18 protein-coding genes and 2 tRNA genes are annotated in these 12461 nt (G+C 70.0%); 11 read left to right on the top strand and 9 right to left on the bottom strand.

What is annotated here, in order from left to right:
- The 6 genes from ACEZDG_RS13895 to ACEZDG_RS13870 form a co-directional block, all read right to left on the bottom strand.
- Positions 1 to 201, bottom strand: coding sequence for a hypothetical protein (locus tag ACEZDG_RS13895; protein WP_380507862.1), 201 nt, complete (start codon positions 199 to 201; stop codon positions 1 to 3).
- The gene (locus ACEZDG_RS13890) at positions 198 to 338 is read right to left on the bottom strand and encodes a hypothetical protein (RefSeq protein ID WP_380507859.1); all 141 of its coding nucleotides are present in this window, start codon (positions 336 to 338) and stop codon (positions 198 to 200) included. The genes ACEZDG_RS13895 and ACEZDG_RS13890 overlap by 4 nt, the downstream gene beginning before the upstream one ends.
- Positions 335 to 1270, bottom strand: a complete 936-nt coding sequence (locus ACEZDG_RS13885) for an ERF family protein (RefSeq protein ID WP_380507856.1) — start codon at positions 1268 to 1270, stop codon at positions 335 to 337. Before ACEZDG_RS13885 ends, ACEZDG_RS13890 begins: the two co-directional genes overlap by 4 nt.
- Position 1271: 1 nt before the next feature.
- Complete coding sequence (locus ACEZDG_RS13880) at positions 1272 to 2315, bottom strand: YqaJ viral recombinase family nuclease (RefSeq protein WP_380507853.1); 1044 nt, start codon at positions 2313 to 2315, stop codon at positions 1272 to 1274.
- Positions 2312 to 2737 (bottom strand): hypothetical protein, encoded by a 426-nt coding sequence (locus tag ACEZDG_RS13875; RefSeq protein ID WP_380507850.1) that lies wholly within the window; start codon positions 2735 to 2737, stop codon positions 2312 to 2314. The genes ACEZDG_RS13880 and ACEZDG_RS13875 overlap by 4 nt, the downstream gene beginning before the upstream one ends.
- A 96-nt stretch (positions 2738 to 2833) precedes the next feature.
- Positions 2834 to 3379 (bottom strand): helix-turn-helix transcriptional regulator, encoded by a 546-nt coding sequence (locus ACEZDG_RS13870; RefSeq protein ID WP_380507847.1) that lies wholly within the window; start codon positions 3377 to 3379, stop codon positions 2834 to 2836.
- 250 nt (positions 3380 to 3629) lie between these two features.
- On the opposite strand from ACEZDG_RS13870, the gene ACEZDG_RS13865 reads away from it, so the two are divergent.
- From ACEZDG_RS13865 to ACEZDG_RS13840, 6 genes are all read left to right on the top strand, one after another.
- The gene (locus ACEZDG_RS13865; RefSeq protein ID WP_380507844.1) at positions 3630 to 4037 is read left to right on the top strand and encodes a helix-turn-helix domain-containing protein; all 408 of its coding nucleotides are present in this window, start codon (positions 3630 to 3632) and stop codon (positions 4035 to 4037) included.
- A gap of 410 nt (positions 4038 to 4447) precedes the next feature.
- Positions 4448 to 5746, top strand: coding sequence for a tyrosine-type recombinase/integrase (locus tag ACEZDG_RS13860; protein ID WP_380507842.1), 1299 nt, complete (start codon positions 4448 to 4450; stop codon positions 5744 to 5746).
- A gap of 102 nt (positions 5747 to 5848) precedes the next feature.
- Positions 5849 to 5918: transfer RNA gene (locus ACEZDG_RS13855), tRNA-Leu, on the top strand.
- Between the two features lie 73 nt (positions 5919 to 5991).
- Positions 5992 to 6312: a DUF6191 domain-containing protein gene (locus ACEZDG_RS13850; protein ID WP_380507839.1), complete on the top strand. Its 321-nt coding sequence runs from the start codon at positions 5992 to 5994 to the stop codon at positions 6310 to 6312.
- Between the two features lie 172 nt (positions 6313 to 6484).
- Complete coding sequence (locus ACEZDG_RS13845) at positions 6485 to 6616, top strand: DLW-39 family protein (RefSeq protein ID WP_221201912.1); 132 nt, start codon at positions 6485 to 6487, stop codon at positions 6614 to 6616.
- 147 nt (positions 6617 to 6763) lie between these two features.
- Positions 6764 to 6836: transfer RNA gene (locus tag ACEZDG_RS13840), tRNA-Ala, on the top strand.
- 461 nt (positions 6837 to 7297) lie between these two features.
- On the opposite strand, the gene ACEZDG_RS13835 is transcribed toward ACEZDG_RS13840, so the two are convergent.
- Together ACEZDG_RS13835 and ACEZDG_RS13830 are read right to left on the bottom strand one after the other, a co-directional pair.
- A complete protein-coding gene (locus ACEZDG_RS13835; protein WP_380507836.1) occupies positions 7298 to 7720 on the bottom strand; it encodes an arsenate reductase ArsC in 423 nt (140 codons plus the stop codon).
- Positions 7721 to 7760: 40 nt separating this feature from the next.
- Positions 7761 to 7973, bottom strand: a complete 213-nt coding sequence (locus tag ACEZDG_RS13830) for a hypothetical protein (protein WP_380507833.1) — start codon at positions 7971 to 7973, stop codon at positions 7761 to 7763.
- Between the two features lie 92 nt (positions 7974 to 8065).
- Between ACEZDG_RS13830 and ACEZDG_RS13825 the strand changes: the two genes are divergently transcribed.
- The 3 genes from ACEZDG_RS13825 (at position 8066) to ACEZDG_RS13815 (ending at position 9894) form a co-directional block, all read left to right on the top strand.
- A complete protein-coding gene (locus ACEZDG_RS13825; protein ID WP_380507830.1) occupies positions 8066 to 8380 on the top strand; it encodes an ArsR/SmtB family transcription factor in 315 nt (104 codons plus the stop codon).
- A complete protein-coding gene (locus tag ACEZDG_RS13820; RefSeq protein WP_380507828.1) occupies positions 8377 to 9162 on the top strand; it encodes an aquaporin in 786 nt (261 codons plus the stop codon). Before ACEZDG_RS13825 ends, ACEZDG_RS13820 begins: the two co-directional genes overlap by 4 nt.
- A 132-nt stretch (positions 9163 to 9294) precedes the next feature.
- Entirely contained in the window at positions 9295 to 9894 is a 600-nt protein-coding gene (locus ACEZDG_RS13815) for a cation transporter (protein ID WP_380507825.1), read from the top strand.
- Between the two features lie 146 nt (positions 9895 to 10040).
- On the opposite strand, the gene ACEZDG_RS13810 is transcribed toward ACEZDG_RS13815, so the two are convergent.
- Positions 10041 to 10406 (bottom strand): ArsR/SmtB family transcription factor, encoded by a 366-nt coding sequence (locus tag ACEZDG_RS13810; RefSeq protein WP_380507822.1) that lies wholly within the window; start codon positions 10404 to 10406, stop codon positions 10041 to 10043.
- Between the two features lie 88 nt (positions 10407 to 10494).
- Between ACEZDG_RS13810 and ACEZDG_RS13805 the strand changes: the two genes are divergently transcribed.
- Together ACEZDG_RS13805 and ACEZDG_RS13800 are read left to right on the top strand one after the other, a co-directional pair.
- Entirely contained in the window at positions 10495 to 10686 is a 192-nt protein-coding gene (locus ACEZDG_RS13805; protein WP_380507819.1) for a hypothetical protein, read from the top strand.
- Positions 10687 to 10755: 69 nt separating this feature from the next.
- Positions 10756 to 12156: an FAD-dependent oxidoreductase gene (locus ACEZDG_RS13800; RefSeq protein ID WP_380507816.1), complete on the top strand. Its 1401-nt coding sequence runs from the start codon at positions 10756 to 10758 to the stop codon at positions 12154 to 12156.
- Positions 12157 to 12461: the final 305 nt, after the last annotated feature.

Genomic DNA, 12461 nt, shown 5'->3' with positions numbered 1-12461 from the left:
TCACAGCGTTGATTTCCAATCGTTCGCGGCAGCCTGTTCGGCTGCCTGGGTCTCGAGGGCCTGCTCGGCGCAGACCTTGTGGGCGGGGGACCGCTTGCTGTCGAGCAGCTGCGTCAGTCCCCCGCAGTAGCGGCAGGGCAGCGGCCCGGCCCAGTTCCAATGCCGGGCGGGGTCGCGCCAGTTGAGGAGCCGCCCGGTCACGGGTCGTCGGGCGGAGGCGTCCGGGTCTGCTCGGCTGCGCGGCGCTTCAGGCACCGGCCGACCCAGCTGGCCAGCGCGATGTAGCCGAGGACCGCGACCGTGAGGCCCGCACCCCACGCGGCAACGGGGCCCGTCACGGCACTGGCTCCCGCTCGAGGACCTTCGCGGCAGCCGTCCGCAGGAGCGCGGTGCCGGCCTGCCCGGGGCCCGTCCGGGTCTCGGCGTAGAACCATGCGTCCACCGCGGGCCGGTCCATCCCCCGCTCAGCCCCGGCGGCATACAGGGCCGCGACTGCTTCGGCCTGCCCCTGCTCCGGCGGCCTGCGCTCCTCGAGGAGCCGGGTGCCGAGGACGTCCAGCGTCACGAGGGTCTTGCCGTCCCGGTCCGAGACCAGGGCCTTCAGGAGCCCGGCGGCGAACAGCTCGGCGCCGATGCGCTCGGTCCGGGCGAAGGTTGTCTCCGGCAACAGCAGCTCTTCGCGGTAGCTCTCCGGCGTACGGATGCCGGCCTCGCCGCGCTGGACGTGCTCGGAGTCGGGGTCAGCGTCGCTGGTCGGGACCAGCCCGGCGCGTTCCAGGAGCACGCGCAGCGCCACCGATTGGGCCTTGGCTGTCCCCTTGTCCGAGGTGTCGAGGGCCTCCCCCTGGGTGCACGTCACCTGGCGGTCGCCCATCGGGCCCACGATTTCCCACACCATCCGGACCGTGCACTCACGCATCTTGTTGCCCTTGGACGTGAGGATGTCGCGGTACGAGGCGGTGGCATCGACAGGGAAAATGTTGATGCCGTGCTTCAGCGTGATCGGCGCGAAGGCGTTGATCATCGTGTCGACGCCGCGGTAGTTGAAGCGTGTTCCGGACTGGTTGTACAGCTCGTTCTTCCCGATGGACCGCACGTCCCGGCGCACCCGCGACCAGGCGATGTGGACGGGCACCATCTCCGGTTCGTCGTCGCCGGGCTCGTACTCCCCCATGTCGATGGCGCCCGGTACCTCGGACGCGAACGGGCCGAGCGGGTCCACCACGGTGGTGCTGCCCGCGGCAACTGCGGCGGCTTCCTTCAGCCCCATGTCAGGACTCCTTCGTGGGCTTGAGGCGGTACGCCTTGTCGACGTCGAACCGGGTGCCGGGGTCGCCGTAGCTGACGCAGTCCGCGTAGGCGTCGGGCCACCGTTCGGCCAGCCGCTCGTAGTTGGTGCGGATCCGGCCGTCAGTCGGGTTCGCGGCATACGCCAACTGGTTGTCGAGGTAGGCAAACTGGGCGTCTCCGAGCAGGCGGCGCAGCTCGACCTGCGCCGCGTCCTTCTGCTGCTCGGCGGCCTTCTCGGCCAGGCGTGCGGTCTCGTAGTTGCGCAGCAGGGTGAGGACGTCGGGGTCGTCGTCCAGGCGCACGATGCCGACACCGTTGGGGTGCAGCCGCTTGTACATCTCCAGCTCGCGGGCCGCGTTGTCCGAGGCCGGCGGCAGGACACCGGGCACGACGTGCCGGTCCCACCAGGCGCGGCACCCGCTCACGATGTCCTGCATCGTGGCCTGGTGTGCAGCCGCCCTGACGACACCCTGCCGGTAGTCGTTCCCACCGACCAGAACCGCGTAGTGGACGTGGTCCAGACCGGTCACGGCGAGCTGCCACAGCAGCTGCGCGAGGACATCGTCTGGTGCGCCGTCGTGCCACCGGCCGCCCTTGAACGCCGACCTGCACTTGATCTCCAGTGCGCAGACCTGGTGCCGGGTCTCCGGCAGCGGGCACTCGACCACGCGCCGGTCCAGCGTCGTCAGCATCACCGGATCCTCAGCGTGCGCTACGAGCCCGATGTCCTCGACCACGGAACGGTTGCGCCGCTCCCACTCCTTCGCGATCGGCCCCTCCATGACGTTGCCCCAGTGGGCTGCGTCCCCGGCGCTGTCCTGCAGCTGGCCGAGCTTGTCGAGGAACACGGCCCGGGGTGTGCCGAAGTCGGCCAGGTCGAGGATCGCGGCGACGTCCGAGGCCCCGATGCCGAAGCGGCGCGCGGCCAGCCACTCGCTCCGGTCGGTCCCGGCCGGAAGGACCAGGCGCGCGGTCGGCGTCACCAGGTCGCCAACGGCCGAGGGGAGCATGGTCGCTGTCGTCACGCGGCGACCGCCGTCGACTGCGCAACCACGTGCTCAGCCCATGCCGCGGCGGTGACGGCCGTCACGACGAACCACTCAGCGGAGTGGTGGGTGCCGTACATCGTCAGCGAGATACAGGGGCCGTGGGCCTCCGACGCGAACGGCGTCGGGATCAGCTCCGTGCCGATCTGCCGTGCAATCGTGGCCATCACCGCGGGGCCGTCCTCGCGGCGCGGAGCCACCTCCACAGTGACGTAACCGTTGTACTGGGGGATCCAGTTGATGTGCCGGTCGGTGGCGAACTGCGGCTGCTCGATGAGGAAGCGGGCGATGGCGCGGCAGGCGGTCATCGCGCTGAGGTGCCCGGCGACCGGCGCGAGGAAGGCGTCCACCTCGGCGTCCACCGGCGAGGCCGGCACTCTCTGTTCGGTACTCTGGGACATGTCGTCCCCTCTCTGATCTCTAGCGGGTGTGTGGTGGGGACTGGCTGGCAGGGCCGTCTGCTCGGGGTGCGTCCCGGGAGGGCGGCCCGCCGTCGTTCAGGCCGCGAGGCCCATCGGGAACGCGGCGTCCATCCACGCCACAACCTCGCTGTGGATAAACCGAGGGCTCTTGCCCGCGTAGTGGATGGGGAACGGGGTGGCGTGCGCACGCGGGTAGAGGCGGCGCATCTCGTAGAACCAGCTCTTGCTGCGGCCGATCAGCTCGGCCTCTTCGGCCAGCGTGAGAAGCGGCTCGGCCGACGACCGGGGCGCCCGCCGGGTCTTCCTGGCGGTGCCGGTTTCTACAGCCCCGGTAGTACCGGTACGCGATGTAGATGCGTATTCTGCGGGCATGCTGATGTCGTCCGGCGCAAAGAGGCGCTCGACCGGCGCACCGAGTGCGTCGGCGAGGAGCGTCGCTGCGCGGTCGCTCATGCGCTCCCGGGCACTGGCGCCGGTGGCGACGACGAACCCGATGGTGGCCCGTCCGACGCCCCGGCCTGCGGGATCTACCGCTTTCGTGGCTGCTGCCAGGGCGTCGATCTTGAGCCCGGCGGCGGCCATGGCCTCGCGGATCGGCGCTCCGCCGTCCCGTCGCTGCATGGGAAATCCTCCGTATGACATGTGCACTGTGACTGAATCTCACCCCCGGGTGGGGGCCTCACCGGCACATACGCAATCTACATGCGTATGTGTATCGGAGTCAATAGGCGGCTGACATGCAGTGCAGGGCTGTGCTGGACGCGTCACCTGTAGACGGTGCTGTACATGCGCCCCCACGTGCGCCTATCAGGTACAGGCCACACATCTACACTCCACCTGCGGATGTAGATTTGTCGGGCATACTGGCCCTGTGGACAACCCTGTGGACATTGACACCGAGGTTCCGCGTGGCGAGGACCTCGCCGCGCTGCTCCAGCGCGTGCTGACTGACACGGGGATGACCCAGAAGGAACTCGCCGCGAAGGCGGGCGTGCCCTACACCACTCTCAACGGGTGGGTGCGGCGCACCCGCGGCACCGGCGGCGGCGTCAACACCGACTACCTGCGCGCCCTCGTCGCCGCACTGCCGGTGGGCATCACCTCCGTCAAGGAGATATTCGAAGCAGTCGGCCGCAGTGTCCCCGGCGACCTCGACACCGAACGCCGGGAGAAGCTGCTCCGCATCTACGACGACCTACCCACCGAGTCCCAACGGGCGCTCGTGGACATGGCCGTGGCGCTAGGCCGCACACCGAGGGCGGCGCGCGGGGGAGCGTAGTGCGCCCCCAGCGCACACCTCTGATCAGGCTCTTGCACATTTTCAGCACGAATTTTTACGCTCAGTGCTCACACAGGCACCATCCGAGGTAGCGTCGGGAGGCCGGTGTCCTCCAGCGCCGGCACCACTCACCCAATCCTGGGGGACCTATGTGCCTACGTATCGCCGTTGTCGACTCCTCACTCGAACTGGTGTTCTGGAACAGCTCGGACGTGCTCATCACCGTCCGCCGTGGAACACCACTTGAGGACGCCTTCACGGAGATCACGGCCATCCTCCGGGACCTCTCAGCGCCACCGGCACCGATGCACCTGCGCTGCTTCTGCGGCGAGGCCATCCCCGTGCCGGAGGAACTGCTCGCGCCACTAGCGGCGCGAGCCAGCTAGGACCGTCAACCATGGAGGCAGGCTATGGGGCGCAGGCCCACGAACAACCCGAGGCAGATCCCGTCCAGAGTGTGCGGATGCCCGGTGTGCACGACCAAGTACCACCCCGACCGGAAGCCCAGCATCAAGGAAGCGGACTGCATCGGCTCGTGGCAGTACCGGTACACCGACCCCAGCGGGCGCGACCGGTCGCTGAACCGGCCGACCTACGACGAGGCTGTGGCTGACGGCCAGGCCGCCGCCACCCGAGTCCGCGCCGGCAACTGGACCGACCCCGTGCGCGGCAAGATCACCCTTACCGAGTTGTGGAACATCTACTACGGGCTGCGGAAGGGAGAGGACACCACGAAGGCGAGGGACCTGTCGCTCTGGCGTACCCACATCAAGCCGCGGTTCGGCGACTGGCCGATCATCAGCATCGGCCACGAGGAGATCCAGGAGTGGGTCAACAGCCTCGATGGGCACCTCGCCGCCTCGAGTGCGGTGAAGGTCTTCCAGATCCTCGACCGGATGCTCGGCTTCGCTCTGCGCAGCAGGCGTGTCCCCTATAACGCAGCGGATGGAATCGAGCTGCCGAAGATCCACAAGGTGCACCCCGAGGACCGCAAGCCGCCGTCTCTCGAGCAGCTGCGGCGAGTGCGCCGAGCCCTCCCGGCCTACCAACGCACCCTGCAGATCGTGGCCCAGGAGACCGGGCTCCGCTGGGGCGAGCTGGTCGGCCTCCGGGCATGCTGGGTGGACCTGGACAATGCGCTCGTCCAGGTGCGGGAAGTGGTCACAGAGGTCGGGGCGACCCTGAAGCGCAAGGCATACCCCAAGGAGGACGCCTCGATGAGGACCGTCCCTTTGAGCTGGCGGGCCCACGGTGCGCTCCGGCTGCACATGGAGCGGGAGAAGCCGGCCACGACCAAGAGCGACGTTTCGGACGGCATGCATCCGGAGGAGCTGGTGTTCCATGGGCGCAACCGGAAGAACCGGAAGACCCACGCGCTGGAGCGCGGGCCACTGCGCCGCAGCGCGTTCCGCAAGACGTGGATCAGGGCAATCACCGAGGCCGGTGTGGCCAGGGTGACGGTCAAGACGCTCGAGGACGGCACGAAGCGACACGACTACTGGCCCGAGTTCCGCGACCAGCGGGCCACCGTGGCGAGCGAGCTGGCGAACATGGGCTGCCCGGAGGTCGTCATCCAGGCGGTCCTCGGGCACGAGCGGGCATCGTCGGTGACGTGGATCTACGAGCACGCGTCGCAGGACCTGGCCGGCCAGGTACAGGCTGCGATGCGGGATTACCACAAGCACCGGCAGCTCGGGGCGGTGGCGTAGTCCGGAAAGAGTCCGGAACTCCAGCGGCCTGCGATGGACTACGCAGTACGCTGCGGATGTAGATTGGAGATCCTGCAGGTGGTAGAGTTAGGCGGCTGATCAGCGATGATGTCAAAACTCACAAGCTTCCCTGATAAGGAAGAGGCCCCAGGTTCAAGTCCTGGTAGGCGCACTTTGTTGAGCTTGAGTTGAGAAGCCCGGCCCCCGACAGGGGCCGGGCTTCTCTGCTCCGGGGTGGAGGAACGATGACGCTTCTGTTCGCGATGACGATCCCCGGTCTGGTCTGCCTGCTGGCGCTGGTGGCGCTGGTGGACCAGTTGGCGCTGCGGGCCGGCCGGGCGAAGTGGATCCCCTGGCGCGGCACCGGGCGGGAGGGGCAGATCTCGGCGACCGGCTTCGAGCAGCTGCACGCCGTCTTCGCGGCCGGGAAGCAGCAGCAGCTGGACGAGCGGAAGAGCTCGCTGATGCTCCGGGACGACGAGGGCGAGGGGGCTCCGCCGCGGACCGGGGTGGACCTGGACGCGGGCCTGGCGGTGGTCCGGCTGCCGCGGGCCCCGCAGGGCTGATCCGGCGTCAGCGGGGGTCTGCGGGGCGGCTGCGGGCCGCGGTGGGGCCGGGTGGGCCGTTCGGCGCAGCCCGGGTTGCGGTCCGTGCCGGGTGTGTATCATCGGCCGGGAGGACGGCAGCCCCTTCCGGCTGCCGCCGCACAGTACCGGCACAGAAGGACGAGGTCGCGCGGTGAAGAAGCTTCTCCTGGTAGTCCTGGCTGCTCTTGGTGGGTACTTCGTGTACCGCCAGGTCCAGGCGGACCGCGCCGAGCAGGATCTGTGGACCGAGGCCACCGACGCGGTTCCGGTCGGCGCCCGCTGACCCCCCTGCCGCATCCGTACGGCGCAGCAACCCCGGCCGATCGGCCGGGGTTGCGCCCGTGAACGGCCGGGCCCGGAAGAATCCGGGTCGGGGTTCGGTCCGGGAACCGGTACCCTGGTGCGCGGTGGTTCTGCACAGAACCGTCGAGGGGCCTTAGCTCAGTTGGTAGAGCGCCGTCTTTGCATGGCGGATGTCAGGGGTTCGACTCCCCTAGGCTCCACGCGTATAAATGTCCTTTGACCTGCGGCTATGCAGAGTCGGAGGGCATTTTTCGTGCCCACTTGGAGCTCGGGGGCTCAAGCTTGGGTGCGGTCTGCTCCTGCTTTACCTGCGGAAACGCGGGTCCGTGTGTCGCCCTGGCGCCCCTGGGTACGCACGAGGCTGCCAAGGGCAGCGGGGAGCTTCTCTCCTGGGAGCCTCGTGCCTCCTCCGGGGCCCGAGCGGTGGTGGTGCGAGCTGCCGCTGTGAAGTCCGGGGGGGCGTGCCGGCCCGGACGGTGGCGGTGTCCGTTGGCCGTTTGGGAGGCGCGCAATGAGCACGATGTACCCGGGGTCGTACCGATGAGCCTGTTCGGTGACTGCGGGATTATTGGCTTGGGGCAGGACCTCCGCGGGGCGAGTTCATCTGGTGAGAGTGCGTCAGGACTTCGCTGGACAGTTCTTGCCGGTTCGGGCGTGGCGGTCAGCTCTTCTGCTGCTTGGCGTCGATCTCGGCGACCAGGCTCTCGATCAGCTGCCTGATCTCGTCGCGGATCGGGCGTACGGCCTCCACGCCCTGTCCGGCCGGGTCCTCGAGTTCCCAGGTGAGGTACTTCTTGCCGGGGAAGACCGGGCAGGCGTCGCCGCAACCCATGGTGATGACGTAGTCCGATGCCTGGACGGCCTCGGTGGTCAGCACCTTGGGCGTCTGCTGGGAGATGTCGACGCCGACCTCGGCCATCGCGGCGACGGCGGAGGGGTTGACCTGGTCGCCCGGGACGGAGCCGGCCGAGCGGACCTCGACGCGGTCCCCGGCCAGGTGGGTGAGGAATCCGGCGGCCATCTGGGAGCGGCCGGCGTTGTGGACGCAGACGAACAGGACCGAGGCGGCGGGTGCGGCAGTCATCGGAAACAGGGTGCTTTCTGATCGGGTGGCGAGGGGGAGTTCAGGAGGTCGCGGGGGTGAGTTCGGCGCCGCGGATCTGCCGGATGGTGTCCAGCGGCTTGCCGTGGGGTCGGGGACGGGCCGGTTCGAAGTCGTCCAGGACCCCGGCGGGCGATGTAGCTGGGAGGGCCCGGCGTTGCCGGTGCGGACGAACAGCACCCGAGGTGTCCCGCCCGCGGTACGGCGGCGGTGTCGGCGGGGGCGTCGCGGACATGGTGTCTCCAGCGCGGGAAGGGGCCACCGGCCAGGACCGGTGGCCGCTTCGGGGCTCGCGTGGCGGCCCCGTAACCGGTAACGTATCAGCCCATGGTGACATCAGTCGATACTGAAGTAATGAAGGCTCTGGCCGATCCACTGCGGATGCAGATCCTCCGGCTTCTGGCTGTCGAGTCGCTGTGCGTGTGCCACCTGGTCGAGGAGACCGGCGCCAAGCAGACCAACCTGTCCAACCACCTGCGGTTGCTGCGGCAAACCGGGCTGGTGGAGACCGAGTCGTGCGGACGCTTCCTGTACTACAAGCTCAAGCCCGCCGCCGTGGCGGCGCTGGCCGAGGATCTCGCGGCCCTCGCCGACCAGGCCCGCGCCACCCATGACGCCGACACCAAGAGGCCCTGCCCGTGACCACCACCGACGCCGACCCGGTTGCCACTGGGGCCGGCGCCCTCCCCCACGACGACGCCGCCCTGCCGCCAGGACCCGCCGTCGCACACCGACCGCCGCTGGGGCGGCGGGCCGCGGCCGAGCTGGTCGGTACCGCCGCGCTGGTGGCGGTCGTGGTCGGATCCGGCATCCAGGCCACCGAATTGACCCACGACGTGGCGCTGCAGCTGCTGGCCAACTCGACCGCCACGGTCTTCGGGCTGGGCGTGCTGATCGCCCTGCTCGGCCCGGTATCCGGGGCGCACTTCAATCCCGTGGTCACCCTCGCGGACTGGTGGATCGGGCGGTCCTCCGGTGCGTTGGGCATCCGTGACGCCGTCGTCTACATCCCGGCCCAGATCGCCGGCGCGATCGGCGGGGCGGTCCTGGCGGACGCCATGTTCGGCAAGCAGCTGGTGCAGTGGTCCACCCACGACCGCTCGGCCGGGCACCTGCTGATCGGCGAGGTCGTCGCCACCGCCGGACTGATCCTGCTGATCTTCGGCCTGGCCCGCACCGACAGGCTCAACCTCGCGCCGGTCGCGGTGGCCTCCTACATCGGCGCCGCGTACTGGTTCACCTCCAGCACCTCCTTCGCCAACCCCGCCGTCACCATCGGCCGTGCCTTCACGAACACCTTCGCCGGGATCAAGCCCTCCTCCGTGCCCGGCTTCGTCGGGATGCAACTGGTCGGCGCGGTCGTCGGCCTGGCGCTGGTCGCGCTGCTGTTCGGGACCTGGCGCACTCACCGAAGCCAGGGGTGAGCGAGCCGGTCGCGTGCGGGAGCCGCACGGCGTCGCGCGGTCGGGGTCTGCGCGGTACAGCCTTCGCTGCGCGGTGGCCAGCCCGGGACATCGGCCGGGCAGGGCGGACTGCCGGACTGGGAGACTTCCCGGGTGAACAGTTCGCACGAGATCGCCCGCACGACCCTGCTGCGTCGGGGATTCGCCCTGGAGTACACCACGCTCGCCTGGAATGTGGTGGGCATCGTGGTGCTGGCGGTGGCGGCAATCTCGGCCCGTTCGGTGGCTCTGGCCGGGTTCGGCCTGGACTCGCTGATCGAGATCGGTGCCTCGACCGTGGTCGTCTGGGAACTTTCGGGGACCGGTGCGGAGCGCCAGCGCCGGGCGCTTCGCTTGATCGGCGGGGCTTTCGCGCTGCTGGCCGTCTACCTCATGGTGCAGTCCACCGTGGTCCTGATCGCCGGCTACCACCCGCAGCCCTCGCTGCTGGGCATCGTGTGGACCGGGGTTACGGCCGCCGCCATGCTCGCTCTCGCGGCGGGCAAGGCCCGCACCGGCGCGGCCCTGGACAACCCGGTGCTGAGGACCGAGGGGAAAGTCACCTTCGTCGACGGCGTGCTGGCGGCCGTCGTCCTGCTCGGGTTGACGCTGAACTCCGTACTGGGCTGGTGGTGGGCCGACCCGATGGGCGGCTATGTGATCGTCTTCTACGCGGTCCGCGAGGTCCGCGAGATCTACTCCGGAGAACACTGACAGCACGGTCGGCACCCGGCGGGGTCCTGGCCGGGGTCCTGGTTCCTCGGCCAACCGTGTGACCTGCCTGGCCGTCAACCGACCACGGGACTGCGTCTTGCCATGCCCCGTGGCGGCGGCCGATGCCGTCCTGCGGGGGCGACGGATCAGGAGGCGGCGCTGCCCAGCAGCATGCTCATCGCGGCCAGCACCGAGGGCTCGACCCGGTAGTAGACCCAGGTCCCGCGCCGCTCGGAGGACAGCAGCCCGGCCTCGCGGAGCTTCTTCAGGTGGTGGCTGACCGTGGGCTGGGAGACCCCGACGTCCTGGATGTCGCACACGCATGCCTCTCCTCCCGGATGGGAGGCGACCTTGGAGAACAGCCGCAGTCGTACCGGGTCGCCGAGCGCCTTGAACATCGCGGCCATCCGCGTGGCGTCCGTCTCGGACAGCTCGGCCGAGGTCACCGGCGGGCAGCAGGCCACGACCTCGCCCTGCAGGATCGGCAGTTCCACGACGCTCAGATTCGACATGTGTCTATCTTGACATCTGTCTAAGCAGGCGACAAGCTTCCCTGTATCGACAAACGTCGAAGCAAGGAACAACCATGAGGAGACTGCCGTGAGCGAGACCACCAGCACCCCCGCCACCGCCTGTTGCGGCACCACTCCGGCCGAGACCGCCCCCGCCCCCACCACCGCTGCCGCGGCGAGCCCGTGCTGCGGTACCGCGCAGGCCGCCGAGACCGCCTCGGCCTGCTGCGACCCCGCCGCGAAGACCGAAGCCGTCGCCGCAGGGGCCGGCTGCTGCTGACCCGCCGCCTCCGCATTGCCCGGTCCCCGGCACCTCGTAGACGATCCGAACCACACGGAGAAGCCAGCCATGAGTGAGAACAGCAGCCCGAGCACCGCAGCCCTGCCGATCGCCGTGGTCGGGGCGGGCCCGATCGGCCTTGCCGCCGCCGCCCACCTGCTGGAACGCGGCCTGGAACCCCTCGTCCTGGAGGCCGGGCCGTCGGCGGCCTCCGCGGTCCGGGCCTGGGGACACGTCCGGCTGTTCTCCGCCTGGTCGGAGCTGGTCGACCCGGCCGCCGCCCGACTGCTGGAGCCCGCCGGCTGGACCCGTCCCGAGCCCACGCGCTACCCGACCGGCGCGGAGTGGGTCGAGTGGTACCTGCAGCCGCTGGCCGACGTCCTCGGCGAGCGCGTGCGCTACAGCACTACCGTCACTGGTGCCGCCCGCCGGGGCCGGGACCGGATTGTCGACTCCGGCCGCGAGGATCAGCCCTTCACCCTGCACACCAGGGATGCCGACGGTATCGAAGCGCGGCTCCAGGTGCGGGCGATCATCGACGCCACCGGCACCTTCACCTCGCCCAACCCTCTGGGTAGCGACGGCCTCCCGGCCGCGGGCGAGCATGCTCACCGCGACCGGATCAGCTACCTCGCCCCCGACACTGCCGACCCGGCCGTCCGAACCCGGCACGCGGGCAGGCGGACCGCGGTCGTGGGCTCGGGCCACTCGGCGCTGACCGCTCTGCTGTCCCTGGCCGACCTGGCCGAGGACGAGCCCGGCACCCGCGCGGTGTGGGTGCTGCGGCGCGGTCAGGTGGGCAACGCCTTCGGCGGCGGCGAGTCCGACGAGCTCCCCGCCCGCGGGGCCCTCGGCCTGCGGGCGAAGGAGGCGGTGACGGCCGGTCATATCGAGGTGGTCCAGGGCTTCCGCACCGAACGCGTCGAGGCCGGCGGCGGGCAGGTCGTGCTGGTGGCCGACGACGGCCGCCGCATCGAGGGCTTGGACCACGTCATCGGTCTGACCGGGTTCCGCCCCGATCACTCCTGGCAGAGCGAACTGCGGCTCACACTGGACGAGCGCCTCCAGGCCCCGGTCAAGCTCGCCCCGCTGATCGACCCCAACCAGCACTCCTGCGGGACGGTCTACCCGCACGGCGCCGCCGAGTTGGGCCACCACGAGCAGGGCGTGTTCCTGGTCGGCACGAAGAGCTACGGCCGCGCGCCGACCTTCCTCGCCATGACCGGCTACGAGCAGGTCCGCTCGGTCGCCGCAGCCCTGGCCGGCGACCACGAAGCCGCCGCCCGCGTCGAACTCACCCTGCCCGACACCGGCGTCTGCGGCGGAGCCGGACTCTTCGACGACCCCGACGCCGACGCTGCCCAGAGCGAAGGCGGATGCTGCGCGACCCCCGCACCCGCTCCGCTCAGCATCGGTCCTGGCACCGGCATCGGCATCGGTGCACCATCGCCCTCCAGCAGCAGTTGCTGACCGTCCATGTGACGACCCTTCACAACCCGGATCACCGGCTGGGGCGCCCTCTGCTACGCCTTCCCGGTGCTCACCTCGCACATCACCGCGCAGACCGGCTGGTCCGGCTTGGCGGCCACCGCCGCGTTCACGACCGGCTTGCTGGTTTCTGCGGCCGTCGGTATACCTGATACCTGTTGGGCGCATCCTGGACCGGCACGGCCCGCGCATCTTGATGACCGCGGGCTCCTGCCTGGCAGCCCTCGCCCCGGCGGTCGTGGCCACCGCGCCGAACCTACCGGCCTTCACCGCCTCCGGCTTCGCAC

This window comes from Streptacidiphilus alkalitolerans, from assembly GCF_042511045.1.
GTDB lineage: Bacteria > Actinomycetota > Actinomycetes > Streptomycetales > Streptomycetaceae > Streptacidiphilus > Streptacidiphilus alkalitolerans.
This window is presented reverse-complemented; position numbering and strand designations above follow the sequence as displayed.

Bases quoted from the DNA above. Each gene is read 5' to 3' on its own strand.
- ACEZDG_RS13885 (WP_380507856.1), bottom strand. From the start codon at position 1,270: ATGGGGCTGAAGGAAGCCGCCGCAGTTGCCGCGGGCAGCACCACCGTG.
- ACEZDG_RS13835 (WP_380507836.1), bottom strand. From the start codon at position 7,720: ATGACTGCCGCACCCGCCGCCTCGGTCCTGTTCGTCTGCGTCCACAAC.
- ACEZDG_RS13870 (WP_380507847.1), bottom strand. From the start codon at position 3,379: ATGCAGCGACGGGACGGCGGAGCGCCGATCCGCGAGGCCATGGCCGCC.
- ACEZDG_RS13850 (WP_380507839.1), top strand. From the start codon at position 5,992: ATGACGCTTCTGTTCGCGATGACGATCCCCGGTCTGGTCTGCCTGCTG.
- ACEZDG_RS13875 (WP_380507850.1), bottom strand. From the start codon at position 2,737: ATGTCCCAGAGTACCGAACAGAGAGTGCCGGCCTCGCCGGTGGACGCC.
- ACEZDG_RS13810 (WP_380507822.1), bottom strand. From the start codon at position 10,406: ATGTCGAATCTGAGCGTCGTGGAACTGCCGATCCTGCAGGGCGAGGTC.
- ACEZDG_RS13830 (WP_380507833.1), bottom strand. From the start codon at position 7,973: ATGTCCGCGACGCCCCCGCCGACACCGCCGCCGTACCGCGGGCGGGAC.
- ACEZDG_RS13860 (WP_380507842.1), top strand. From the start codon at position 4,448: ATGGGGCGCAGGCCCACGAACAACCCGAGGCAGATCCCGTCCAGAGTG.
- ACEZDG_RS13800 (WP_380507816.1), top strand. From the start codon at position 10,756: ATGAGTGAGAACAGCAGCCCGAGCACCGCAGCCCTGCCGATCGCCGTG.
- ACEZDG_RS13825 (WP_380507830.1), top strand. From the start codon at position 8,066: ATGGTGACATCAGTCGATACTGAAGTAATGAAGGCTCTGGCCGATCCA.